The sequence below is a fragment of the Streptomyces sp. NPDC101393 genome (genome assembly GCF_044767385.1).
In the GTDB taxonomy this organism is placed as follows: Bacteria; Actinomycetota; Actinomycetes; order Streptomycetales; family Streptomycetaceae; genus Streptomyces.
Window position 1 is genome coordinate 1 of sequence record NZ_JBIWNU010000013.1, and the last position, 23,589, is coordinate 23,589.

The following is a 23,589-nucleotide window of genomic DNA, read 5'->3' on the forward strand; positions in this document are numbered from 1 at the left end:
CGCCGCGCCGCCCGCTCTCCCCCCCCCCCCCCGCCCCCGCTGGCGCGGCCCCCCCCCCCCCGGGCCCCGCGCGCCCCCCCCCCCCCCCGCGCCCGCCCCCCCCCCCCCCCGGGGCCCCCCCCCCCCCCCCCCGTCCACGCCGTCAGCGGTGCGAGGAGGCGCTCACCAGCCGCGCTCGCGCCACTCGTCCAGATGCGGCCGCTCCGCGCCGAGCGTGGTGTCGGAGCCGTGCCCCGGATAGACCCAGGTCTCGTCCGGCAGCTCGTCGAAGAGCTTGCCGCGGACGCCGTCGAGCAGGCTCGTGAAGTTCTCGGCATCGCCGTGGGTGTTGCCGACGCCGCCAGGGAAGAGGCAGTCCCCGGTGAACAGATGGGGCGCGCCGTGCGGGTCGTCGTAGATCAGCACGATGCTGCCCGGGGTGTGGCCGACCAGATGGCGCGCGGTCAGCCGGACGTGGCCGACGCTGAGGACATCGCCGTCCTCGACGGGGATGTCCGTGGCGACCGGGATGCCCTCGGCGTCATACCGCCCCGCATACGTCCGCGCGCCCGTCGCGTCGACGACCTCGCGCAGCGCGCCCCAGTGGTCACCGTGTTGGTGCGTGGTGACGACCGACGCGATGCCGCTGTCGCCGATCAGCGTGAGCAGGGTGTGCGGCTCGGCCGCCGCGTCGATCAGCAGCTGCTCATCGGTCGCACGGCACCGCAGCACATAGGCGTTGTTGTTCATCGGACCGACCGCGACCTTCGAGATCATCAGGTCGGTCAACTCGTGCACGTCGGCCGGTCCGCCGACCTTTACCGCTCCGCTGTAACCCATGCGTTCACTCTAGAGGCCCGTACCGGGCAGCGGAGTCCCGGCGGAGGTCCGTGGCCGCACGGGGCTCCGCCGGAGTCCACTCCCTAGAGGGGCGGGACGGTGGGCAGCGCGGCGCCCGCGGTGTCGAGTGCGCCGCCGTCGCTGCGACCGGTGAGCCAGCCCACCAGCGCCGTGGCGGACCCCGTCACCACCACCGGCCCCTCCCCGTCCGCTGCGGTGTCCGTGCGCCCCGTGCGCCAGCTGCGGCCGTCGTCGGTCCGCAGCTCCAGCGCCGGCACCTTCGGCTGCCCGGCGAACTTCACCTCCGCGAGGAAGGCCAGTTCGGCGTCGACGAACGCGGGCGAGAGCTGGTCGAGGGAGTAGCCGATGCCGAGGTCGAGGTGGTGCAGCTCGACCTCGGCGAGCCGCCGCAGCGGCAGCCGGTCGGCCCGCTCGACCACGCCGTTGCGCATCTCGACCTCGAAGGTCCGGCGCGCGTACGGGAGGGCGGCGGCCGCCGCGTCGAACCGTGCGCCGCTCTCCCGAAGGTCCTCCAGATGCGCGTCCAGGGTGCGGCCGGCGTCCCTGGCGATATCGCTGTCCCGGGCCGTCGCGCTGACGTACATCTGCGCGGGCACGTCCGTACGCGCCCAGGTGAGGAGGTTGACCAACGCGTCGGCGTTGCGCGCGAGATGGGCGAGGACATGGCCGCGGGTCCACCCTGGGAGCAGGGACGGTTCACCGATCGCTTCGTCGTCCAGCTTGGCCACCGACACCAGAAGCCGGTCGGTGGCCTCGTGGACGGCTGCCACGTCGTGCGGGAAGTCAGGCGGGGTCTGGGTCATGGTCCGACGCTAACGCCCCGGAGGCCCGTTCGGGAGTCGATCGGCGCCGATGCCGGGCGTACGCGGGGGTGGGGGAGGGCGGGCGCCGCACCTCAGCCCGCCGCGTCATCGGGCGCCCCGAACCACCGGCGCAGTGCGGCCTCCAGCCCGTCGAGCCCGCCGGGAGTGCCGGGAGCCTCCTGCGGAACCTCCACATCCGCTTCCGCGGACCCGAACGCCCATGCGGTGCAGCCGTCCGGGCGTACCAGGAGTCCGGTGAGGTACGGCCGTTGCGGACAGCCGGCGGTCAGCACCCGCACCCGCCCGTCGTATCCCGCCGCCCGTTTGCGGAGGCCGGCGTCGTCGGCGAGGTCGAGCAGCAGGGCCTGCCCGCCGAGCAGATGCGCGCCGAGCCGGCTGCCGTCGGACAGTTCCAGGTCGGGGGCGCTGCGGCCGGTCAGCGGATGCCCGCCGGGAAGGTCGTAGCGCTGCTGGACGCCGGAGATCTTCTTGGCGAAGAAGGTGGTGGCGGTGACGGTGTCCGTCAGCTCGGCGAGCACTCCGCGCAGCGCTTGGGTGTGTGACTCCGGCCGCATCAGCGCCACTTGGGCGCGGCTCCAGTCCAGCACCCACGCGCCGATCGGATGCCGCTCGGCGGTGTACGTGTCCAGCAGGCCCTCCGGAGCCCGGCCGTGCACCGTCGCGGCCAGTTTCCAGCCCAGGTTCATCGCGTCACCGATGCCCAGATTCAGCCCCTGGCCGCCGAACGGCGAGTGCACATGCGCCGCGTCACCGGCCAGCAGGACGCGCCCCGAGCGGTAGTCGGGCACCTGGGGGCGTTGTCGGTGAAGCGGGTCGCCGAGTGCACCTTGGTGACCGTGACGTCCGGCACGCCGGATACGCGCCGCAGCGAGCCCTGCAACTCCTCGGCGGTGACCGGTGCTTGGCGGTCGGCCGGCGGACCGTCGAACTCCACGGTGAGGATCCGGCCGGGCACCGGACCGTGCGCGTACGTCCCGGTGTCCGTCCAGTTCCAGCCGACGCCCAGCGCGTCGGAGCCGGAGAGCTCCACCAGGGCCTGCCGCCCGGTGATCTCGGGGGCGGTGCCCGGGAACGGGAAGCCGGCGAGGCGGCGGACCGTACTGCGCCCGCCGTCGCAGCCCACCAGCCAGCCGGTGCGCAGCGGCCCGTCCGACGTGTCCACGCGGACACCGTCCGCGTCGGCGTCGAAGCCGGTCAGCCGCACACCGCGGCGCAGCTCGACGCCCAGCTCGGCGGCGCGGGCGGCCAGCAGGTGTTCCAGTTCCGCCTGCGGGACCAGGCCGACGTCTCCCGCGGGGCCGGCGCTGCCGAAGTCCGGGTCGGACTCGTCCAGGAGGTCGCCGCGCAGCATGATGCCCGCGAAGTGCCCGGCGAACTTGGGCGGCTGCCGCACCTGGGAGGCGCCCGCCGCCTGCCGTTGCCGCATGAACGAACGGAACTTCCCGAGCGCGGCCTGCTGTATCTCCGCCAGCCTGGGCAGCATCCCGCGTCGGTAGAAGGCCTCCGCGCTGGGGGAGTTGATCGCCCCCGCCTTGATCGTCGTATCGACGTCGGTCAGCCGTTCAAGGACGACGACCCTGACATCCGCCAGGGCGAGTTCGCAGGCGAGCATCAGCCCCACCGGGCCGCCCCCTGCCACGACGACGTCGGCTATCTCTGCATCCTGGCCCGCTGCGTCCTGGCCCGTGTCCAGTACGTCTGTGTCGTGTGTGTCCGCGGCATGCTTCATACGCATCATTGTAGTGACTAAAAAATTGTTGCGGCTAAAATTCAGGTCATGGCGGAGGAGGGCGGCGACGTGACGGAGGTGGCAGGTGTGAACGGTGCGGCGGGACCGGACCGCGGGGAGCCGGATGCCGGCTATGCGGAGGACGGCGGGCGGCTGACGCTGCGCGAGCGCAAGAAGCTGCGTACCCGGCAGCGGATCTCCGGTGAGGCCACGCTGCTCTTCGTCGAGCGCGGCTTCGACAATGTCACCGTCGCCGAGGTCGCCCGCGCCGCCGAGGTGTCCACGATGACGGTCTTCAACTACTTCCCGCGCAAGGAGGACCTCTTCCTCGACCGGATCCCCGAGGGGCAGGAGCTGGTCACCCGCGCGATCCGCGAGCGGGCGGCCGGCGAGACGCCGCTCGACGCGCTGCGCCGGCTCGCCTTCGGCCTGCTGGAGCGGCGGCATCCGCTGGGTGGAGTGGGGGAGGGCTTCCCCTACTTCTGGCGCACAGTGCTGGACTCGCCGGCGCTGCGGGCCCGGGCGCGCGAGGCGGTCGAGGAGCTGGAGGGCACCTTGGCCGGGCTGCTCGCGGAGGCGGCGGAGGCCGGAAGGGAGACGGGGCCGGGTGACGGTCCGGGCGCCGGCGGTCGCCGTCAGGATGTCCGGCTGGCCGCCGCGCTCATCGTCGCGGCCTACCGCGCGGCCTACGCGGGAGCCGCGGCCCGGCAGCTGGAGGGTGACCCCGCGGAGGGTGTCGCCGTTGAACAGGAATCGGTGCTGCGCCGGACCTTCGATGCGCTGGCGCGGGCACTGCCGGACGGGGGCTGAGGGGCGGAAGGGCAGGTCAGCGGCAGCCTGCGGGGAGCGGGCGGGGGCGGGAAGGTTGTGGGCCCGCCACACGTTTGGGTGAAGAGGGCTTACGAGCTCCGTAAATCGAATGCGCGTGCTATAGGCTCGTGTGTGGCATCAAAAAGACAGTGCCGCGGCGGTCCCCATACCCTGGGGCGGGGGCTCCGCTCCGCTCCGCCGCCTCTGCTCACCCACCGAGCGGCGGACGCAGAGCCGCGGCTCTCCCGCCCCTCTCCAAGAAAGGTGCCGACCGGCGTGGCCGACCGTCTCATCGTCCGTGGCGCTCGCGAGCACAATCTCCGGAATGTCTCGCTCGACCTCCCCCGCGACTCCCTGATCGTCTTCACGGGACTCTCCGGGTCGGGCAAGTCCTCGCTCGCCTTCGACACGATCTTCGCCGAGGGGCAGCGGCGCTATGTCGAGTCGCTCTCCTCCTATGCCCGGCAGTTCCTCGGGCAGATGGACAAGCCCGATGTGGACTTCATCGAGGGCCTGTCCCCCGCGGTCTCGATCGACCAGAAGTCGACCTCGCGCAACCCGCGCTCCACGGTCGGCACCATCACCGAGGTCTACGACTACCTCCGCCTGCTCTTCGCCCGGATCGGCAAGCCGCACTGTCCCGAGTGCGGGCGCCCGATCGCCCGGCAGTCGCCGCAGGCCATCGTCGACAAGGTGCTGGAGCTGCCCGAAGGCAGCCGTTTCCAGGTGCTCTCCCCGCTGGTGCGCGAGCGCAAGGGCGAGTTCGTCGACCTCTTCGCCGACCTCCAGACCAAGGGCTACAGCCGGGCGCGGGTCGACGGCGAGACCATCCAGCTCTCCGAGCCGCCGAAGCTGAAGAAGCAGGAGAAGCACACCATCGAGGTGGTCGTCGACCGCCTCACCGTCAAGGAGACCGCCAAGCGGCGGCTGACCGACTCCGTGGAGACCGCCCTCGGGCTCTCCGGCGGCATGGTCATCCTCGACTTCGTCGACCTGGACGCCGACGACCCGCAGCGCGAGCGGATGTACTCCGAGCATCTGTACTGCACCTACGACGACCTCTCCTTCGAGGAGCTGGAGCCCCGCTCCTTCTCCTTCAACTCGCCCTTCGGCGCCTGCCCGGACTGCACCGGCATCGGCACCCGCATGGAGGTCGACCCCGAGCTGATCATCCCCGACGAGGACCGGTCGCTCGACGACGGCGCGATCCACCCCTGGTCGCACGGCCACACCAAGGAGTACTTCGGCCGCCTCGTCGGCGCCCTGGCCGACGCCCTCGGTTTCCGTACGGACATCCCGTGGGCCGGCCTCCCGCAGCGGGCGAAGAAGGCACTGCTGCACGGCCACCGCACCCAGATCGAGGTGCGCTACCGCAACCGCTACGGCCGCGAGCGGGCCTACACCACCCCGTTCGAGGGCGCGGTGCCGTTCGTCAAGCGCCGGCACACCGAGGCGGAGAGCGACAGCAGCCGGGAGCGCTTCGAGGGCTATATGCGGGTCGTCCCCTGCCCGACGTGTGAGGGGACGCGCCTCAAGCCGATCGTGCTCGCCGTCACGGTGCAGCAGAAGTCGATCGCCGAGGTCGCCGCCATGTCGATCAGCGACTGCGCCGACTTCCTGCGCGAGATGAAGCTCAACGCCCGCGAGAAGAAGATCGCCGAGCGGGTCCTCAAGGAGGTCAACGAACGGCTGAAGTTCCTGGTTGATGTCGGCCTGGACTATCTCTCGCTCAACCGCGCCGCGGGCACCCTCTCCGGTGGTGAGGCCCAGCGCATCCGTCTCGCCACCCAGATCGGCTCCGGCCTGGTCGGCGTGCTCTACGTCCTGGACGAGCCGTCGATCGGTCTGCACCAGCGCGACAATCACCGGCTGATCGAGACCCTGGTGCGGCTGCGCGACATGGGCAACACCCTGATCGTCGTGGAGCACGACGAGGACACCATCAAAGTCGCCGACTGGGTCGTCGACATCGGTCCCGGCGCGGGCGAGCACGGCGGCAAGGTCGTGCACAGCGGCCCGATGAAGGAACTGCTGTCCAACAAGGACTCCATCACCGGCCAGTACCTGTCCGGGAAGAAGGTCATCCCGACGCCGGACATCCGCCGGCCCGCGGACCCGTCCCGGCAGCTGACGGTCCACGGCGCGAAGGAGAACAACCTCCAGGACATCGACGCCTCCTTCCCGCTCGGTGTGCTCACCGCCGTCACCGGGGTGTCCGGCTCCGGCAAGTCGACGCTGGTCAACGACATCCTCTACACCCACCTGGCGCGCGAACTGAACGGCGCCAAGTCGGTGCCCGGCCGGCACACCCGGGTGGCGGGCGACGACCTGGTGGACAAGGTCGTCCATGTCGATCAGTCGCCCATCGGCCGGACGCCCCGCTCCAATCCGGCGACCTACACCGGCGTCTTCGATCACGTCCGCAAGCTCTTCGCGGAGACGATGGAGGCCAAGGTCCGCGGCTATCTGCCCGGCCGCTTCTCCTTCAACGTCAAGGGCGGCCGCTGCGAGAACTGCTCCGGTGACGGCACGATCAAGATCGAGATGAACTTCCTGCCGGACGTGTACGTGCCGTGCGAGGTCTGCCACGGCGCGCGCTACAACCGCGAGACGCTCGAGGTGCACTACAAGGGCAAGTCCATCGCCGAGGTGCTGGACATGCCCATCGAGGAGGCGCTGTCCTTCTTCGAGGCGGTGCCGACCATCTCCCGGCATCTGAAGACGCTGCATGAGGTCGGTCTGGGTTATGTCCGCCTCGGCCAGTCCGCGCCGACCCTCTCCGGCGGTGAGGCGCAGCGCGTCAAGCTGGCGAGCGAGCTCCAGAAGCGGTCCACGGGCCGTACGGTCTACGTCCTCGACGAGCCCACCACCGGCCTGCACTTCGACGACATCAGCAAGCTCATCAGGGTGCTGTCCGGGCTGGTCGACAAGGGCAACTCCGTGATCGTCATCGAGCACAACCTCGATGTCATCAAGACCGCGGACTGGGTCGTCGACATGGGCCCCGAGGGCGGCAACGGCGGCGGCCTGATCGTCGCCGAGGGGACGCCCGAGGAGATCGCGGCGGTCCCCGCCAGCCACACCGGCAAGTTCCTGCGGGACATCCTCGGCGACCGCGTCAGCGATGCCGCCTCCTCGGGGAAGCCGGTGAAGAAGACCGCGGCGGCGAAGAAGCCGGCAGCCAAGAAGACGGCGGCCCGGACGGCGGCGGCGAAGACGACCGCGAAGAAGACCGTGGCCAAGACCGTCTCCAAGAAGGCGGCGACCCGACGGGGCGGCCGGGCGGCCTCCTGACGGTCTCGCCACGGTCGTCGGTCGTCGGTCCGCGGTGCGTCGTACGGCATGCCGTGGCTCGGCAGGAAAACGGGCCTCGCCACTCCCCGGCCGGGGAGTGGCGAGGCCCGTTTCGTCTCCGCCCAGGCACCGACGCTTCCCCCGCCGCCTCCCCTCACACGCCCCTGAACTGCCCCTGCGCGCCTGTGCCCTCCGCCCCTACTGCCCTACGCCCCTACGCCGCGAGTTCGGCGGCGAACGGGGGCTCGGCGCCGGCGCGCGAGCAGGTGATGGCGGCGGCGCGGGCGGCGTAGCCGAGGATGTCGCGCCAGTCGTCGGGGCCGAGCGAGGCGACGGCGGCGTAGGAGAGCGCGTCATGGCTGCCCAGCCGGTGCAGCAGCGCGGCGTTGACGGTGTCGCCCGCGCCGATGGTGTCGACGACCTCGACCCGTTCGCCGGGGACCGTCACCTCGCCGCCGGGTGAGAGCACCGTCAGACCCTCGCCGCCACGGGTGAGGACGATCGCCGCGGGCCCGGCCGCCAGCCACCCCCTGGCCGCAGTGGTGATCTTGTCCCACGCGCCGCTCGCACCACCGCTGCCCGGTTCGCCCCCCGCCAGCCACAGCGCGTCCTCCTCCGACAGCTTCAGAAGCGCCAGATCGGGGAGCCAGGAGTGGAAGCGGGTGCGGTAGGCGGCCGGGTCGGCGATCAGACCGGCCCGGATGTTCGGGTCGAGCGTCGTGAAGACACCCCGCCGGGACTCACGCCGCAGCAGCGCCTCGTACGCACTGGCGCCCGGTTCCAGGACCAGCGAGCAGGTGCCGAGCGAGAGCGCGCGGGTGCCGTCCGGCAGGGCGGGCGGGAGGGTGAAGAGGCGGTCGGCGGTGCCGTCGACGTAGAAGCCGTAGCCGGCCGAGCCGTCCGGGCTGATGTCCGCCATGGCGAGGGTGGTCGGCTCGTCGCCGCGCTGCACCAGGGAGGTGTCCACGCCGCCGGTCCGCAGCCCGTCCAGCAGCGCCTCGCCGAAGGCGTCGTGCGAGACCCGTGAGCAGAACGCGGCGCGGGAGCCCAGCCGGCCCAGGGCGACCGCAGTGTTGTAGGGGCCGCCGCCGCGCCGGGGCAGCAGCGCGGGCAACTGGCCGTCCAGGGGCGGGTTCTGCGGGCTGGGGACGAGGTCGATCAGCGCCTCGCCGGCGACGACGATCACGGGGTGCGGTTCCTTTCCTGGAGGGCCTGGGAGGGCTGCGCGTCCGCTGCGCCCGGGTCGGGGCAGCCGCACGACGTACGGTGCACGAACGTGCAGGGGAGGCGGAGGGTGCGCGGCGGCCGGTCCGGCTGCTCCAGGCGTTCCAGCAGCAGGCGTACGGCAGCGGCCCCGATGTCCTTGCTGGGCTGTGCGATCGCGGTCAGCCGCGGTGAGAACAGGTCGGCCCAGGAGAAGTCGTCGAAGCAGGCCAGCGCGATGTCGCGGGGCACCTGGAGGCCGCGGTCGCGCAGGGCGCGCAGCGCGCCGATGGTCATCGCGTTGTTGGCGGTGATGACGGCGGTGGGCGGTTCCGGCGCGGCGAGCAGGTGGCGGGTGGCGTCCTGGGCGCCCTCCGCCTCGGAATTGCCGCCGGCCAGCAGCTCGGGGGCGAACGGCAGGCCGCGCGAGCGCAGCCCCTCGCGGTAGCCCTGCACGCGTTCGCCGGTGGTGCTCAGGCCGGGCAGGCCCGCCACCAGGCCGATCCGGGTGTGCCCCAAGTCGGCCAGATGCTCGACGAGTTGGCGTACCGGGCCGGTGTTCTCGGCGCACACCTGGTCGTGCTCGTCGCCGACCAGCCGGTCCAGGAAGACGGTGCGGACATCGCGCCGCGTCAGGTACTCGACCATTCCGGCCGGCTCCGCCGAGGGCGCGACGATCATGCCGTCCACCCGCCGTTCGTGCAGGAGTTGGACGACCTTGCGCTCGTGCTCCGGGTCGTCGTGCGGGTCGGCGATCAGCAGGCTGTAGCCGGCCTCCAGCGCGCCGGCCTCGACGCCCTGGAGGATCTCGGTGAAGTACGGGTTGCTGATGGCGGAGACCGCGAGACCGATGGAGCGGGTGCGGGAGGTGACCAGGGAGCGGGCGAGGGTGTTGTGGGTGTAGCCCAGCTCGTCGATGGCGCCGAGCACCGCGGCGCGGGTGTCGGGGCGTACCGGCCGGGTGTCGTTGAGCACATGCGAGACCGTGGCGACGGAGACGCCCGCGCGCCGTGCCACATCCACCATCGTTGTCATCCGGCTCTTCCTCCCCGAGCGTGCGCACCCCTGCGGTGCCCCGGCCGTCGGCCGGGACCCAGCCTCCCGCATGGTGGCCATGCGGTGGTGCGCGGCCCGCGGTCCGCGGTCCACGGCCTCCTGGGGGGCCTGGCCGGTCCTCTGTCGGCAAGGACATCAGACCACATACGTAAACGCTTGCGTAAGCGTTTACGCAGAGGCTACCTTCCGACCACCGAACCCGCACGACGTCGTGAGGAGGCGCGGATGCGCGCTCTCGTGGTCACCGAACCCGGCAATCCGGGCAGCACCGCCGTGACCGAACTGCCCGACCCCCGCCCCGCGCCCCACGAGGTGGTCGTGCGCGTCACGTCCTGCGGACTGTGCGGCACCGACATGCACATCCTCGGCGGCGAGCTGCCCGCCGTGCCCTATCCGCTGGTCCCCGGACACGAGCTGACCGGCGAGATCGTGGCGGTGGGCGAGGAGGTGCACGGCACGGCGGTCGGCGACCGGGTCGCGGTGGACCCCAACATGCCGTGCGGGGCCTGTCATTACTGCCGGATCGGCCGCGGCAACCTCTGCGAGAACTACAGTGCCATCGGCGTCACCCGCGACGGAGGCTTCGCCGAACTCGTGGCCGTCCCGGCGAGCTGCTGCTACCCGCTGCCCGACGGCCTCTCGGAGGCCGCCGCCGGACTCGTCGAGCCGCTGTCCTGCGCCGTGCACGGCCTCAACCGGCTGCCGCGCCGCCCCGGCGAGCACTATCTGATCTACGGCGCGGGCACCATGGGCCTGATGATGGCCGCGCTGGTACGCAACGCCGGCGCCGCCTCGGTCTCCGTCGTGGACCTGAACGAGGAGCGCCTCGCGTTCGCCGAGTCCTTCGGCGTCGACGCGGCCGTGACCCGCGCCGACCGGCTCGGGCGTACTCCCGGCTTCGAGGTCGTCGTCGACGCGACCGGCGTCATCGCGGCCATCGAGGACGGTCTGGGCCGGGTGCGCCGTGGCGGTACGTTCCTCCAGTTCGGCGTCGCCGACCCGGCGCGCGCCGCGTCCTTCTCGCCCTACCGCGTCTACCACCACGAGATCGACATCATCGGCTCGATGGCGGTGCACCACAGCTTCCAGCCCGCCATCGACGTCCTCGCCTCGGGGCTCGACCTCGACCCGCTGGTCAGCGACGTCTACGGGCTGGACGGGTTCGACGAGGCGGTGGCCCGCTTCCGGGCGGGCACCGCCCGCAAGATCCACATCGCTCCGCAGCAGGGCTGAGCGCCGTGCCCGGACGCATCAAGAACGCGCTGATCTGGGTCTTCGGGGCGCTCGGCGGCATCCTGTGGGGCTATGACACCGGCGTCATCTCCGGCGCCATGCTCTTCATCAAGAACGACATCGCGCTGACCCCGCTCCTGGAGGGCCTGGTCGTCTCGGGTCTCCTGGTCGGCGCGATGCTGGGCGCGGGGCTCTCGGGCCGGCTGTGCGACTCCTGGGGCCGCCGCCGGCTGATCCTGGCCGCCTCCGGCGTCTTCATCCTCGGCACCCTCGGTGCGTCGTTCGCCTTCGGCCCTGCCTCGCTGATCGCCTTCCGCTTCGTGATCGGCGTCGGCGTCGGCATCGCCTCCGTCGTCGTCCCGCTCTATCTGACCGAGCTCGCCCCCAAGCACCTGCGCGGCGGGCTGACGTCCCTGATGCAACTGCTGGTCACCGTCGGCATCTTCGTCGCGTACGGCACCGACTACCTGCTCGCCGGTGCCGAGGCCTGGCGCTGGATGATCGGGCTGGGCGTGGTCCCCGCGGCGATCCTGGCGCTGGGCATCATCACCCAGCCGGAGAGCCCGCGCTGGCTGGTCGGCAAGGGCCGCAACGACGAGGCCCGCGCGGTGCTCACGCGGCTGCGCGGCGGCGCCGGGCCGGCGGGGGAGGAGCTGGCGGAGATCGAACGGGCCGAGCGCGTGGAGCGGGAGCAGACCGAGCCGCTGACCATGCGGCGGCTGCTGTCGCCGCGGCTGCGGCCGGTGCTCGCCGTCGGGATGCTGCTGGTCCTCTTCCAGAACTTCGTCGGCATCAACACGATCATCTACTACGCCCCGACCCTGCTCACCGACATCGGATTCGGCTCCGACGGCGCGATCCTCGCCAACGTCGGCATCGGCCTGCTCAACATGCTGATGACGCTGCCGGCCATGCGGCTCATCGACCGCAAGGGCCGCAAACCGCTGCTGCTGGCCGGGGCGCTGGGCATGTGCGTGGCCATGGTGGTGCTGGCCGTCACCCATCTCTCCGGACTCGGATACGGCGCGCTGCTCTCCGCCCTCACGCTCCTGGGGATCGCGCTCTACATCGCGTCCTTCGCGATCTCCTGGGGCCCGGTGCAGTGGGTGATGCTGCCGGAGCTGTTCCCGATGCGGGTCAGGGCGTCGGCGGTCAGCCTGTGTGTGCTCTTCAACTGGCTGTTCAACATGATCGTGGCGCTGGTCTTCCCCTCCCTGCTGCACGCCTGGGGCGCGGGGGTGAACTTCCTGTTCTTCGCCGCCACGACCCTGCTCGCGTTCCTCTTCGTCCACAAGCTGCTGCCGGAGACCAAGGGCCGCAGCCTGGAGGAGATCGAACAGGAACTGCTGCGCGGGCGCTCGGGGCCCGCCGCCCCGCCGGAAGCGGACGGATCTGTGCCGGTATCGTCGGGAGCCGCCCGCCCCTGACCCCGTGACCTCTGGAGCCGCCATGAGCCAGCCCCCCCGCCCGTCGCACCGTGCTGCGCGGGGCCGCGCTCGCCGGCGTCGCAGGTCTCGGTGCCGCGGCCTGCTCGCCGGGGGAGTCCGGCAGCAACGCGCCGGCGGTGCCCACCGATCCGGTCGACCTGGGGGCCGCCGCCGCGGTGCCGGTCGGCGGCGCCAAGCTCTACCGCGAGGACCGTCTCGTCGTGTCGCAGCCCGCCAAGGGCGAGTTCAAGTGCTTCAGCGCCAAGTGCACCCACGCGGGCTGCGTGCTGGCCGAGGTCCAGAAGGAAGAGGGGCACTGCGCCTGCCACGGCAGCCGCTTCGACGTCACCACCGGCAAGGTCCTCGAAGGCCCGGCGTCACAGCCGCTGCCGGAGGTCCCGGTGAAGGACAGGAACGGCAAGCTGATCGCGGGCTGAGGGACCGGCCCTTCACGGCCCGCCGATCGCGGGCCGGCACCCACCGCCAGGCCCGTCCCGCGCTCACCCCCAGTCCCACCCGATCCCCAGGATCCCGGGCCGGACCCCCTGCTCCACCAGATGCACCGCCCGGTGCCGGCCGCTCAGCGTCAGCTCCTGCTGGGCGCTGCGCGGCGCGCCGGCCGACACCTGCGCGAAGCGCCGGCAACGCGCCGGCAGCGCCGCCTCGTCGAAGCGCACCTGGAGGACGTACTGGCCGCCGGCGAAACTGAAGCCGCGGACGTACTCCGCGCTCGGCCCGCCGCTGCCGTCCTCGAAGGCGTAGCCGAAGACGTGCGTGTCGCCGGCCCGCAGCCGGGCGTCGAAGAGCAGCTCGGCGACCACCACCCCGGAACCGGCGTCCCCGCGCACCCGCCCCAGCCGGCAGTTCTCCGCCGCCCGCACCGTCACCCGGGACGGATCACAGCCGGTGTCGCCCCGGTGTATGGCGATATAGCGGTCGATGCCGTCCCGGTGCGCGCGCACCACCTGCAGCGATTCGCGGGCGCTCAGCTCCCGCTCCGGCCCGATCAGCACCCGTTCGTGATGGCCGACGGTGTGCAGCCCGCCGTCCGCGGGCGTCTCCAGCTCGGCGAACAGCTGCTGCAGGGTGCCGGCGGGCGCGACCAGCGAGCGGTACGAGCGGGTGGCCGGGCGCTCGGTCTCCGGTCGGGCGCCGCCCTCCGGCACCAGCAGCCGGTGCAGCGACCGCGCGGGCAGGTCGAGGACCTCCTCCAGGGCGCGCACCGCCCGCAGCGACTCCGGCCGTTGCGGGCGTCTGGCCCCCTGCTGCCAGTAACTCAGGCTGGTCACCCCGACCTTGATGCCGCGCTGTGCGAGCTTGTGCTGGACGCGTTGCAGGGCGAGGCCGCGTGCGGTGAGCGCGCTGCGCAGTGCGAGATGGAACGGGCCGGTGCGCAGCAGTTGTTCGAGCTCGGCCGACTCGGGGGTGTTCTGTGCCATTTCCTCGATCCTCCGGCGCGCGGGTGAACATTCACAACCGGTTCGCACGCCGCGCGCTCTCCCCGCCCGTTCACTGCAGTACGCCGGGCACCGGCTGTTCACAACCGGGCCCGCTCGTTCACACCCCCGTGTCACCCCGCATTGAAGCGTGTTGACCCGCCTCCGACAACACCCGATGCTCCTCACAGCATCCGGATGCGCTCCTCTCCCCCTCACCCCCCTCTGTTCGGGAGGAACGCCATGACCCGTGCACGTTTCGCACGCCGTACACGCCGCAGATGGCTGTCGGCCGCGGCGCTCACCGCCGCCTCACTCACCGTGTTCACCGGCGCGACGGCCTCGGCCGCCCCCGCGCCCTCGGCGCACCGCCCCGCCGCCGCGACCCCCACCGCGTCGGCCGCCAACCGCCTGGACATCTCCATGCAGGCGCAGGAGCAGTCCAACTGGTGCTGGGCGGGCTCCGGCAACACCATCGCGTCCTGGTACGGCAAGAACTACAGCCAGAACCAGTTCTGCAACGCGGCCTTCGGCCGGCAGCAGAACACCAGCTGCCCCAACAACCAGGCCACCCTCGGCAATGTGCAGAACGCCTTCGACTGGATGGGCATCAACTCCGGGTCCTACATCTCCGGCTACCTCAACTACGGCACCGTGCAGAGCGAGATCAACGCCAGGCGCCCCATCGAGACCCGCATCCAGTGGTCCTCCGGCGGCGGCCACATGCACGTGATCTACGGCTACGACGCGGCCGAGAACTGGGTCTACTGGGGCGACCCGTGGGGCTCCAACAGCCGCTACAACTGGGGCGATTTCGGCTACTACGTGAATGGCAGCGACTTCTCCTGGACGCACTCCCTCTACCGGATAGGAGCCTGACGCCATGACGAAGCGCACCGCCGTACGCGCCGCGGCCACCGGGACGCTGGCCACCGCTCTGCTCGCGCTCGCCCCGCACTCCGCGCTGGCCGCCGATGCCCCCGCCCCGCCCACGGCTCCGACCCGCGCCGGCGTCGCCGCCGCCCACGAAGCGGCCGCGTCCCCCGCGACGCTGGACACCCTCGCCCGCTTCTTCGCCAGTGAGGGCGCCCGCCGCGGCGCCCGTGCCGCCGCCCCGACGGCGCAGGACGCCCCGCGCCTGGAGGGCGGCTCCGTCCCCGTCTACGTCCTCTCGCCGGACTTCGTCCGGGGCAAGGCCGGGGCCCCCGTCGCCCGGCTGGAGTTCCTCGCCGGCAAGGCCGTCGCCGCGGACGGCCGCAAGGCCTCCGTCTGGACCGCGCGGCAGGGCGGCTCCTGGAAGGTCGTCAACATCGCCAGTGGCGACGACGAGACCCGCTACGCCGCGGCCGGGGCCGCGAAGGACAAGGCGGGCACGGTCTTCCACGAACCGCAGATCGACGCCTGGTACGTGCAGCGCGGCAACCGCGTGGAACCCCTGGACGCGGACGCCGAAAAGGCGGTCGGCGCCCACGGCACCACCGTCGACGCCTACCGCGAGCGGGTGGTGAAGGCGTACGGCGACAAGCTCCCCGGCTCGGCGTACGACAAGCGCGGCGAGGCCGGCGGCTACGGCCCGCAGGCCGCCCCGGGGTCCGCCCCGGGGCCCGCCTCGCGGCCCGCGGCGCAGGCGGGCCCCGGCGGGCAGCCCACCGAGGCCGGCGCGCAGGCGGGGGACAGCTTCCCGCAGGCCGCCGCCTCGACCGTCGCCGCCGCCGCTGCGCTGCTCGCCCTCGGTCTGCTCGGCGCCGGGGCCGTGCGCCGCAGGCGCGGCCGCTGACCGGCCGTCCGGTGTGCGTCCGCCGCTGATCCGACCGCCTCCCCGCGAGCGGACAGCGGCCGGACGCCACCGGCAGCCACCCTGAACCCGCAGGGGCCCCGGCCCGTCGACGGCGCCACGCCGCGGCCCCTGCGATCCACCACCCGCCACGGGCGTCTTCGGCGGCGGCCCGGAGCGGTCCGGGCCCCGTGAATGTCGGTGGCGGTCAGTAGGGTGGTGGTCATGGCAGACCCCAGCAGCTACCGACCCAAGCCGGGACAGATCCCCGACTCGCCGGGGGTCTATAAGTTCCGCGACGACCACGGCCGGGTCATCTATGTCGGCAAGGCCAAGAGCCTGCGCCAGCGCCTGGCCAACTACTTCCAGGACCTCGCCGGCCTCCATCCGCGGACACGCACGATGGTCACCACCGCCGCCTCCGTGGAATGGACCGTCGTCTCCACCGAGGTCGAGGCCCTCCAGCTCGAATACAGCTGGATCAAGGAGTTCGACCCGCGCTTCAACGTCAAGTACCGCGACGACAAGAGCTATCCGTATCTCGCGGTGACACTCAATGAGGAGTTCCCGCGCGTCCAGGTCATGCGCGGCGCCAAGAAGAAGGGCGTGCGCTACTTCGGCCCCTACGGCCACGCCTGGGCCATCCGCGAGACCGTCGATCTGATGCTGCGCGTCTTCCCGGTGCGTACGTGCTCCGCCGGTGTCTTCAAGCGCTCCGCCCAGATCGGCCGCCCCTGCCTGCTCGGCTACATCGGCAAGTGCTCCGCCCCCTGCGTCGAGCGGATCTCCGCCCAGGAACACCGCGAACTCGCCGAGGACTTCTGCGACTTCATGACCGGCCGCACCGGCGCGTACATCCGCCGCCTGGAGCGCAAGATGCAGGACGCGGCCGAGGAGATGGAGTACGAGCGCGCCGCCCGGCTGCGCGACGACATAGTGGCGCTGCGGCGGGCGATGGAGAAGAGCGCCGTGGTGCTCGCCGACGCCACCGACGCCGACCTCATCGCGGTCGCCGAGGACGAACTCGAAGCCGCCGTGCAGATCTTCCACGTCCGCGGCGGCCGGGTGCGCGGCCAGCGCGGCTGGGTCACCGACAAGGTGGAGGCCGTCACCACCGCCGGCCTCGTCGAACACGCCCTCCAGCAGCTGTACGGCGAGGAGACGGGCGACGCGGTTCCCAAGGAGGTCCTGGTCCCGGCACTGCCCGAGCCCGTCGAACCGATCCAGCAGTGGCTCTCCGAGCGCCGCGGCTCCCAGGTGTCGCTGCGCATCCCGCAGCGCGGCGACAAGAAGGACCTGATGGCCACCGTCGGGCGCAACGCCCAGCAGGCCCTGGGACTGCACAAGACCAAGCGCGCCTCCGACCTGACCACCCGCTCCCGGGCCCTGGAGGAGATCTCCGAGGCGCTCGGCCTGGATTCGGTGCCGCTGCGCATCGAGTGCTTCGACATCTCCCACCTCCAGGGCGAGGACGTCGTCGCCTCGATGGTGGTCTTCGAGGACGGCCTCGCCCGTAAGAGCGAATACCGCCGCTTCCAGATCAAGACCTTCGAGGGCCAGGACGATGTCCGGTCCATGCACGAGGTCATCGGCCGCCGTTTCAAGCGCTACCTCCAGGAGAAGCAGAAGTCCGGTGAATGGACCGAGGACCCCGGGAGCGAGGCCGCGGCCGACGGGCGGGCCACGTCGGACAAGGACACCTCCGCCGGGGCCGGCACCGGCACCACCGGTGACGGCAACGAGCTGAGCGTCACCGCCGCCGTCGACGCCGCGGCCGCCGCCGAGCAGGAGCCCGATCCGATGGACGGCCGGCCCACCGACGAGGACGGACGCCCCAAGCGCTTCGCCTACCCACCCCAGCTCGTGGTCGTCGACGGCGGCGCCCCGCAGGTCGCCGCCGCCCGCCGGGCGCTCGACGAACTCGGCATCGACGACGTCGCCGTCTGCGGCCTGGCCAAGCGCCTCGAAGAGGTCTGGCTGCCCGACGACGAGGACCCGGTCGTGCTGCCCCGCAGCAGCGAAGGCCTCTACCTCCTCCAGCGCGTCCGTGACGAAGCCCACCGCTTCGCCATCACCTACCAGCGCAGCAAGCGCGCCAAGCGCCTGAAGTCCTCGCCGCTCGATGCCGTGGCCGGACTCGGTGACAGCCGCCGCCAGGCATTGCTCAAGCACTTCGGATCGTTGAAGAAACTGCGGGCCGCGACGATCGACGAGATCTGCGAGGTCCCGGGCGTCGGCCGCAAGACCGCGGAGACCGTCGCCGCGGCACTGGCCGGGGCGACACCGACCGCCCCCGCGGTGAACACCGCCACAGGAGAGATCATTGAGGATGACGGGGCCCCACCGGCCGCGTTGTCAGCAGAAGGGGGGCAGGACCGATGAGCACACCGCACGAGACGCAGGAAACCGAGAGAGACGGTGCACAGGTGAGTACGGGCACGATGCGCGAGTCCGACCAGGGCGAGAGCGCCGCGATCCCCGAGCTGGTGATCATCTCCGGTATGTCGGGCGCCGGCCGGAGCACCGCCGCGAAGTGCCTGGAGGACCTCGGCTGGTTCGTCGTCGACAACATCCCGCCCGAGCTGATCCCGCCCATGGTCGAGCTGGGCGCCCGCTCGCAGGGCAACGTCGCCCGCATCGCCGTCGTCGTCGACGTCCGCGGCCGCCGCTTCTTCGACAACCTCAAGGCGTCGATGAGCACCCTCGACTCGCAGAACGTCAAGCGCCGCGTCGTCTTCCTCGAGTCCTCGGACGAGGCCCTGGTCCGCCGCTTCGAGTCGGTGCGCCGCCCGCACCCCCTCCAGGGCGACGGCCGGATCGTCGACGGGATCGCCGCCGAGCGCGACCTGCTGCGCGAGCTGCGCGGCGACTCCGACCTGGTCATCGACACCTCCAGCCTCAACGTCCACGAGCTGCGCGCCAAGATGGACGCCCAGTTCGCCGGCGAAGAGGTCCCCGAGCTGCGCGCGACGGTCATGTCCTTCGGATTCAAGTACGGCCTGCCCGTCGACGCCGACATGGTCATCGACTGCCGCTTCATCCCCAACCCGCACTGGGTCCCCGAGCTGCGCCCGTTCACCGGCCTCAACGAAGAGGTCTCCGACTACGTCTTCAACCAGCCCGGCTCCAAGGAGTTCCTGGACGGCTACGCCGAGCTGCTGCGCCTCGTCGCCGAGGGGTACCGCCGCGAGGGCAAGCGCTACGTGACCATCGCCGTCGGCTGTACGGGCGGTAAGCACCGCAGCGTCGCGATGTCCGAGAAGCTGGGCCGCCGGCTCGTCTCCGAAGGGGTCGAAACCGTCATCGTCCACCGGGACATGGGGCGCGAGTGACCAGCCGTGCGCTGCGGCTGCGCCGGGTCCGCAGACTCGTTCCCAGCGGCCGCATGACCAAGGGCGCCACCCCCAAGGTGGTGGCGCTCGGCGGCGGTATGGGCCTGTCCGCCTCGCTGACCGCGCTGCGCCGCATCACCGGCGACCTGACCGCCGTGGTCACCGTCGCCGACGACGGCGGCTCCAGCGGCCGGCTCCGCGACGAGCTGGGCGTGCTGCCGCCCGGCGATCTGCGCAAGGCGCTGGCCGCCCTGTGCGGCGACGACGACTGGGGCCAGACATGGTCCCGGGTCATCCAGCACCGCTTCGCCAGCGAGGGTGAGCTCCATGACCACGCCGTCGGCAATCTGCTGATCGTCGCCCTGTGGGAGCAGCTCGGCGACCACGTCCAGGCGCTGGACCTGGTCGGCAAGCTGCTCGGCGCGCACGGCCGGGTGCTGCCGATGTCGGCGGTGCCGCTGGAACTCCAGGCCCAGGTCAAGGGCCACGACGAGAGCAGGCCGGAGGAGATCTCCACGGTCCGTGGTCAGGCCACCGTCGCGCTCACCCGCGGCGAGGTGCAGTCCGTCCATGTGGTGCCCGAGGACCCTCCGGCCGTCCCCGAGGCGGTCGCGGCGGTGCGCGACGCCGACTGGGTGGTGCTCGGCCCCGGCTCCTGGTTCTCCTCCGTGATCCCGCATCTTCTGGTGCCCGAATTGCGCGAGGCACTGGAGGAGACCAAGGCCCGAAAAGTCCTTTCGCTCAACCTTGCGCCCCAACCGGGCGAAACCGATGGCTTCTCCCCGCAGCGTCATTTGGAGGTTTTGGCCCGACACGCACCTAAACTCGCTTTCGACGTGGTGCTGGCCGACAAGGCCGCCGTGCCCGACATCGAAGGTCTGACGGTTGCCGCCAAGCAGCTCGTCGGCAGCGAGGTCGAGCTGGCGGCGGTCGCCGCACAAGTGGACGACTCCCGGCTGACGGCCGGGGGAGCCCCGGACCGGCACGACCCGGAGCTGCTGGCAGCCGCGTACGACCGTATTTTTCGGATGCATGGAAGGATCGGCCCATGGCGATGACGGCTGCGGTGAAGGATGAAATCTCCCGGCTCCCCGTCACCCGGACCTGCTGCCGGAAGTCGGAGGTCTCGTCGATCCTGCGGTTCGCGGGTGGTCTGCACCTGGTCAGCGGACGCATTGTGATCGAGGCGGAGCTGGACACGGGCATCGCTGCCCGGCGGCTGCGCAAGGACATCCTGGAGATCTTCGGACACTCCTCCGACCTGGTGGTGATGGCCCCCGGTGGCCTGCGGCGCGGCAGCCGCTATGTCGTACGGGTGGTCGCCGGCGGCGATCAGCTCGCCCGGCAGACCGGCCTGGTGGACGGGCGCGGGCGCCCCATCCGGGGCCTGCCTCCACAGGTCGTCTCGGGGGCGACCTGTGACGCCGAGGCGGCCTGGCGCGGCGCCTTCCTGGCGCACGGCTCGCTCACCGAGCCCGGCCGTTCCTCCTCCCTGGAGGTCACCTGCCCGGGGCCCGAGGCGGCGCTCGCGCTCGTCGGCGCCGCCCGCCGGCTCGGCATCGGCGCCAAGGCCCGCGAGGTGCGCGGCGTGGACCGCGTCGTGGTCCGCGACGGTGACGCGATCGGCGCGCTGCTGACGCGCCTCGGCGCGCACGAGTCGGTGCTCGCGTGGGAGGAGCGGCGGATGCGCCGCGAGGTCCGCGCCACGGCCAACCGCCTCGCCAACTTCGACGACGCCAACCTGCGCCGCTCGGCGCGGGCCGCGGTCGCCGCCGGCGCCCGGGTCCAGCGGGCCCTGGAGATCCTCGGCGAGGAGGTCCCCGAGCATCTCGCGGCGGCCGGCCGGCTGCGCATGGAGCACAAGCAGGCCTCCCTGGAGGAGCTGGGCGCGCTCGCCGACCCGCCGCTGACGAAGGACGCCGTCGCGGGCCGGATCCGCAGGCTGCTGGCGATGGCCGACAAGCGTGCCCAGGACCTCGGCATCCCCGGCACCGAGTCCAATCTCTCGGAGGAGCTGGCCGACGGCATGGTCGGCTGACCGGCGCTCCCCGAAAGCCTCCTCCCGCCCCGCTCGCCCCCGGTGTCCCAGGTGATTCCGGGGGCGCGGTGCGGTCCGTGCGAGGCCTCTCCGGGAGGCAGTGAGAGGGCCTCCTGTCAATGTCACGTACGTCTCGCATTGGGGGTAGGGTCGGAGGCGGTCGGGGACATCCCATACAGCTCGCCGGTATCGCGCCGGCGCACCAACGAGGAGATCGGTTCGTGACGATCCGCGTAGGCATCAACGGATTCGGCCGCATTGGTCGTAACTACTTCCGCGCGCTCCTGGAGCAGGGTGCGGACATCGAGATTGTCGGTGTCAACGACCTGACCGATAACGCCACCCTGGTTCACCTGCTCAAGTACGACACCATCCTGGGTCGCCTCAAGCAGAGCGTCAGCCACACCGACGACACCATCACCGTCGGCAGCCAGACCTTCAAGACGATGGCCGAGCGCGACCCGGCGAACCTCCCCTGGGGCGAGCTCGGCGCCGACATCGTCATCGAGTCGACCGGCATCTTCACCAAGAAGGCCGACGCCGCCAAGCACCTCGCGGCCGGCGCCAAGAAGGTCCTGATCTCCGCGCCCGCCAAGGACGAGGACATCACGATCGTGATGGGCGTCAACCAGGACAAGTACGACGCGGCCCAGCACCACGTCATCTCCAACGCCTCCTGCACCACCAACTGTGTGGCGCCGATGGCCAAGGTTCTCCTGGAGAACTTCGGCATCGTCAAGGGCATGATGACCACGGTCCACGCGTACACCAACGACCAGCGCATTCTGGACTTCCCGCACAGCGACCTGCGCCGCGCCCGCGCCGCCGCCGAGAACATCATCCCGACCACCACCGGTGCCGCCAAGGCCACCGCGCTGGTGATCCCGGAGCTCGCCGGCAAGCTCGACGGCATCGCCATGCGCGTGCCGGTCCCCACCGGTTCGGTCACCGACCTGGTCATCGAGCTGGAGCGCGAGGTGACCAAGGACGAGGTCAACGCCGCCTTCCAGAAGGCCGCCGAGGGCCAGCTCAAGGGCTTCCTGGACTACACCGAGGACGCGATCGTCTCCTCGGACATCGTCAACTGGCCCGCGTCCTGCACCTTCGACTCCTCCCTGACCATGGTCCAGGGCAAGAGCGTCAAGGTCGTCGGCTGGTACGACAACGAGTGGGGCTACTCCAACCGCCTGGTGGACCTGACCACCTTCGTCGGCGGCCAGCTCTGATCGTCAGCTGACGTGATGCCGGGCGGTGCCCGCAGCCCTGCCGGCACCGCCGCAGGCACCGAGATGTGAGGACGGGGCTCGTAGGACGCGATGAAGCGTCGTACGGGCCCCGACCCATGACTGACTGAAGCAACGGAGTCACTTCGCATGAAGACGATCGACGATCTCACCGCAGAAGGGGTCGCGGGCAAGCGGGTCTTCGTCCGCGCCGACCTCAACGTGCCGCTGGACGGCACGACCATCACCGACGACGGCCGCATCCGCGCCGTCCAGCCGACGATCGCCAAGCTCGCCCAGTACGGCGCCAAGGTCATCGTCGCCTCGCACCTGGGCCGCCCCAACGGCGCTCCGGACCCGGCCTTCTCGCTGGCGCCCGCCGCCAAGCGGCTGGGCGAGCTGCTGGGCCGGGAGGTGGCGTTCGCCACCGACACCGTCGGCGCCTCCGCCAAGTCCGTCGTCGACGGCCTGGGCGAGGGCCAGGTCGCCGTCCTGGAGAACCTCCGCTTCAACGCGGGCGAGACCAGCAAGGACGACGCCGAGCGCGGCGCCTTCGCCGACCAGCTCGCCGAGCTGGCCGACCTGTACGTCGGCGACGGCTTCGGTGCGGTGCACCGCAAGCACGCCTCCGTCTACGACCTCCCGGCCCGCCTCCCGCACGCCGCGGGTGAGCTGATCGCCGCCGAGGTCACCGTCCTGAAGAAGCTCACCGAGGACGTCAAGCGGCCGTACGTCGTCGTGCTCGGCGGCGCCAAGGTCTCCGACAAGCTCGCCGTCATCGACGAGCTGCTCGGCAAGGCCGACCGGCTGCTGATCGGCGGCGGGATGGCGTACACCTTCCTCAAGGCCAAGGGCTACGAGGTCGGCATCTCGCTCCTGCAGGAGGACCAGGTCCCGACCGTCACCGAGTACATGGCGCGCGCGGAGAAGAACGGCGTCGAGCTGGTGCTCCCCGTCGACATCCTCGCCTCGACGGACTTCCCCGACCTGAAGACCAAGGCCCCGGCCGACTTCGTCACCGTCGACGCCGACAAGATCCCCTCCGACAAGGAGGGCCTGGACATCGGCCCGAAGACCCGCGAGCTGTTCGCCGCGAAGATCGCGGACGCCAGGACGGTGTTCTGGAACGGCCCGGTCGGCGTCGCCGAGCACCCCGACTACGCCGGCGGCACCGCGTCCGTCGCGCGGGCGCTGCTCGACAGCCCCGGCTTCACCGTCGTCGGCGGCGGTGACTCGGCGGCGGCCGTGCGCGCCCTGGGCTTCGACGAGAACGCATTTGGCCACATCTCTACCGGTGGTGGCGCCAGCCTCGAATACCTCGAAGGCAAGACGCTCCCCGGCCTCGCCGCTCTGGAGGACTGAAGAACGTG

18 protein-coding genes and 1 pseudogene are annotated in these 23,589 nt (G+C 71.6%); 13 read left to right on the forward strand and 6 right to left on the reverse strand.

Annotated elements, in window-relative coordinates; translation table 11 throughout:
- Window positions 1-162: 162 nt before the first annotated feature.
- The 3 genes and pseudogenes from ACIRQ7_RS33000 to ACIRQ7_RS33010 all read right to left on the reverse strand — a co-directional run bounded on the left by ACIRQ7_RS33000 (window position 163) and on the right by ACIRQ7_RS33010 (window position 3,276).
- Window positions 163-819 carry an MBL fold metallo-hydrolase gene (locus tag ACIRQ7_RS33000; protein WP_404266267.1) on the reverse strand — a complete coding sequence of 219 codons (657 nt, stop codon included), beginning with the start codon at window positions 817-819 and terminating at the stop codon, window positions 163-165.
- Window positions 820-902: 83 nt separating this feature from the next.
- Window positions 903-1,643, reverse strand: coding sequence for a maleylpyruvate isomerase family mycothiol-dependent enzyme (locus tag ACIRQ7_RS33005; RefSeq protein ID WP_404266268.1), 741 nt, complete (start codon window positions 1,641-1,643; stop codon window positions 903-905).
- 92 nt (window positions 1,644-1,735) lie between these two features.
- A pseudogene (locus ACIRQ7_RS33010) lies at window positions 1,736-3,276 on the reverse strand (FAD-dependent monooxygenase).
- A 165-nt stretch (window positions 3,277-3,441) separates the two neighbouring features.
- Between ACIRQ7_RS33010 and ACIRQ7_RS33015 the strand changes: the two are divergent.
- Both ACIRQ7_RS33015 and uvrA read left to right on the forward strand, forming a co-directional pair.
- Window positions 3,442-4,203 carry a TetR/AcrR family transcriptional regulator gene (locus tag ACIRQ7_RS33015; RefSeq protein WP_404266269.1) on the forward strand — a complete coding sequence of 254 codons (762 nt, stop codon included), beginning with the start codon at window positions 3,442-3,444 and terminating at the stop codon, window positions 4,201-4,203.
- A 276-nt stretch (window positions 4,204-4,479) separates the two neighbouring features.
- Window positions 4,480-7,497 (forward strand): excinuclease ABC subunit UvrA, encoded by a 3,018-nt coding sequence (gene uvrA, locus ACIRQ7_RS33020; protein ID WP_404266270.1) that lies wholly within the window; start codon window positions 4,480-4,482, stop codon window positions 7,495-7,497.
- Between the two features lie 214 nt (window positions 7,498-7,711).
- On the opposite strand, the gene ACIRQ7_RS33025 is transcribed toward uvrA, so the two are convergent.
- Both ACIRQ7_RS33025 and ACIRQ7_RS33030 read right to left on the reverse strand, forming a co-directional pair.
- Window positions 7,712-8,683, reverse strand: coding sequence for a carbohydrate kinase (locus tag ACIRQ7_RS33025; protein ID WP_404266271.1), 972 nt, complete (start codon window positions 8,681-8,683; stop codon window positions 7,712-7,714).
- Window positions 8,680-9,735, reverse strand: a complete 1,056-nt coding sequence (locus tag ACIRQ7_RS33030; protein WP_404266272.1) for a LacI family DNA-binding transcriptional regulator — start codon at window positions 9,733-9,735, stop codon at window positions 8,680-8,682. The genes ACIRQ7_RS33025 and ACIRQ7_RS33030 overlap by 4 nt, the downstream gene beginning before the upstream one ends.
- A gap of 246 nt (window positions 9,736-9,981) precedes the next feature.
- Between ACIRQ7_RS33030 and ACIRQ7_RS33035 the strand changes: the two genes are divergently transcribed.
- The 3 genes from ACIRQ7_RS33035 to ACIRQ7_RS33045 are packed head-to-tail and all read left to right on the forward strand — an operon-like array spanning window position 9,982 to window position 12,853.
- The gene (locus ACIRQ7_RS33035; protein ID WP_404266273.1) at window positions 9,982-10,989 is read left to right on the forward strand and encodes a zinc-dependent alcohol dehydrogenase family protein; all 1,008 of its coding nucleotides are present in this window, start codon (window positions 9,982-9,984) and stop codon (window positions 10,987-10,989) included.
- Between the two features lie 5 nt (window positions 10,990-10,994).
- Entirely contained in the window at window positions 10,995-12,416 is a 1,422-nt protein-coding gene (locus ACIRQ7_RS33040; protein WP_404266274.1) for a sugar porter family MFS transporter, read from the forward strand.
- A 50-nt stretch (window positions 12,417-12,466) separates the two neighbouring features.
- Window positions 12,467-12,853: a Rieske (2Fe-2S) protein gene (locus tag ACIRQ7_RS33045; protein ID WP_404266275.1), complete on the forward strand. Its 387-nt coding sequence runs from the start codon at window positions 12,467-12,469 to the stop codon at window positions 12,851-12,853.
- Between the two features lie 63 nt (window positions 12,854-12,916).
- Here ACIRQ7_RS33045 and ACIRQ7_RS33050 read toward each other — a convergent pair whose 3' ends face one another.
- On the reverse strand, window positions 12,917-13,855 hold the full coding sequence (locus ACIRQ7_RS33050; protein WP_404266276.1) for a hypothetical protein: 939 nt from the start codon (window positions 13,853-13,855) through the stop codon (window positions 12,917-12,919).
- 240 nt (window positions 13,856-14,095) lie between these two features.
- On the opposite strand from ACIRQ7_RS33050, the gene ACIRQ7_RS33055 reads away from it, so the two are divergent.
- The 8 genes from ACIRQ7_RS33055 (at window position 14,096) to ACIRQ7_RS33090 (ending at window position 23,581) form a co-directional block, all read left to right on the forward strand.
- On the forward strand, window positions 14,096-14,731 hold the full coding sequence (locus ACIRQ7_RS33055; protein WP_404266277.1) for a papain-like cysteine protease family protein: 636 nt from the start codon (window positions 14,096-14,098) through the stop codon (window positions 14,729-14,731).
- Window positions 14,732-14,735: 4 nt separating this feature from the next.
- Window positions 14,736-15,629 carry a hypothetical protein gene (locus ACIRQ7_RS33060; RefSeq protein ID WP_404266278.1) on the forward strand — a complete coding sequence of 298 codons (894 nt, stop codon included), beginning with the start codon at window positions 14,736-14,738 and terminating at the stop codon, window positions 15,627-15,629.
- A 222-nt stretch (window positions 15,630-15,851) separates the two neighbouring features.
- Window positions 15,852-18,008 carry an excinuclease ABC subunit UvrC gene (uvrC, locus tag ACIRQ7_RS33065; protein ID WP_404266279.1) on the forward strand — a complete coding sequence of 719 codons (2,157 nt, stop codon included), beginning with the start codon at window positions 15,852-15,854 and terminating at the stop codon, window positions 18,006-18,008.
- On the forward strand, window positions 18,005-18,958 hold the full coding sequence (gene rapZ, locus ACIRQ7_RS33070; protein ID WP_401478933.1) for an RNase adapter RapZ: 954 nt from the start codon (window positions 18,005-18,007) through the stop codon (window positions 18,956-18,958). The genes uvrC and rapZ overlap by 4 nt, the downstream gene beginning before the upstream one ends.
- Window positions 18,955-20,016 (forward strand): uridine diphosphate-N-acetylglucosamine-binding protein YvcK, encoded by a 1,062-nt coding sequence (gene yvcK, locus ACIRQ7_RS33075; protein WP_401478930.1) that lies wholly within the window; start codon window positions 18,955-18,957, stop codon window positions 20,014-20,016. The genes rapZ and yvcK overlap by 4 nt, the downstream gene beginning before the upstream one ends.
- Window positions 20,007-20,996, forward strand: a complete 990-nt coding sequence (gene whiA / locus ACIRQ7_RS33080) for a DNA-binding protein WhiA (protein WP_159504431.1) — start codon at window positions 20,007-20,009, stop codon at window positions 20,994-20,996. The genes yvcK and whiA overlap by 10 nt, the downstream gene beginning before the upstream one ends.
- Window positions 20,997-21,217: 221 nt before the next feature.
- Window positions 21,218-22,222, forward strand: a complete 1,005-nt coding sequence (gene gap / locus ACIRQ7_RS33085; protein ID WP_404266280.1) for a type I glyceraldehyde-3-phosphate dehydrogenase — start codon at window positions 21,218-21,220, stop codon at window positions 22,220-22,222.
- 147 nt (window positions 22,223-22,369) lie between these two features.
- Window positions 22,370-23,581, forward strand: coding sequence for a phosphoglycerate kinase (locus ACIRQ7_RS33090; RefSeq protein ID WP_404266281.1), 1,212 nt, complete (start codon window positions 22,370-22,372; stop codon window positions 23,579-23,581).
- Window positions 23,582-23,589: the final 8 nt, after the last annotated feature.

Bases quoted from the DNA above. Each gene is read 5' to 3' on its own strand.
- ACIRQ7_RS33000 (WP_404266267.1), bottom strand. From the start codon at position 819: ATGGGTTACAGCGGAGCGGTAAAGGTCGGCGGACCGGCCGACGTGCAC.
- ACIRQ7_RS33005 (WP_404266268.1), bottom strand. From the start codon at position 1,643: ATGACCCAGACCCCGCCTGACTTCCCGCACGACGTGGCAGCCGTCCAC.
- ACIRQ7_RS33015 (WP_404266269.1), top strand. From the start codon at position 3,442: ATGGCGGAGGAGGGCGGCGACGTGACGGAGGTGGCAGGTGTGAACGGT.
- ACIRQ7_RS33030 (WP_404266272.1), bottom strand. From the start codon at position 9,735: ATGACAACGATGGTGGATGTGGCACGGCGCGCGGGCGTCTCCGTCGCC.
- ACIRQ7_RS33035 (WP_404266273.1), top strand. From the start codon at position 9,982: ATGCGCGCTCTCGTGGTCACCGAACCCGGCAATCCGGGCAGCACCGCC.
- ACIRQ7_RS33050 (WP_404266276.1), bottom strand. From the start codon at position 13,855: ATGGCACAGAACACCCCCGAGTCGGCCGAGCTCGAACAACTGCTGCGC.
- ACIRQ7_RS33055 (WP_404266277.1), top strand. From the start codon at position 14,096: ATGACCCGTGCACGTTTCGCACGCCGTACACGCCGCAGATGGCTGTCG.
- ACIRQ7_RS33060 (WP_404266278.1), top strand. From the start codon at position 14,736: ATGACGAAGCGCACCGCCGTACGCGCCGCGGCCACCGGGACGCTGGCC.
- uvrC (WP_404266279.1), top strand. From the start codon at position 15,852: ATGGCAGACCCCAGCAGCTACCGACCCAAGCCGGGACAGATCCCCGAC.
- rapZ (WP_401478933.1), top strand. From the start codon at position 18,005: ATGAGCACACCGCACGAGACGCAGGAAACCGAGAGAGACGGTGCACAG.
- whiA (WP_159504431.1), top strand. From the start codon at position 20,007: ATGGCGATGACGGCTGCGGTGAAGGATGAAATCTCCCGGCTCCCCGTC.
- ACIRQ7_RS33090 (WP_404266281.1), top strand. From the start codon at position 22,370: ATGAAGACGATCGACGATCTCACCGCAGAAGGGGTCGCGGGCAAGCGG.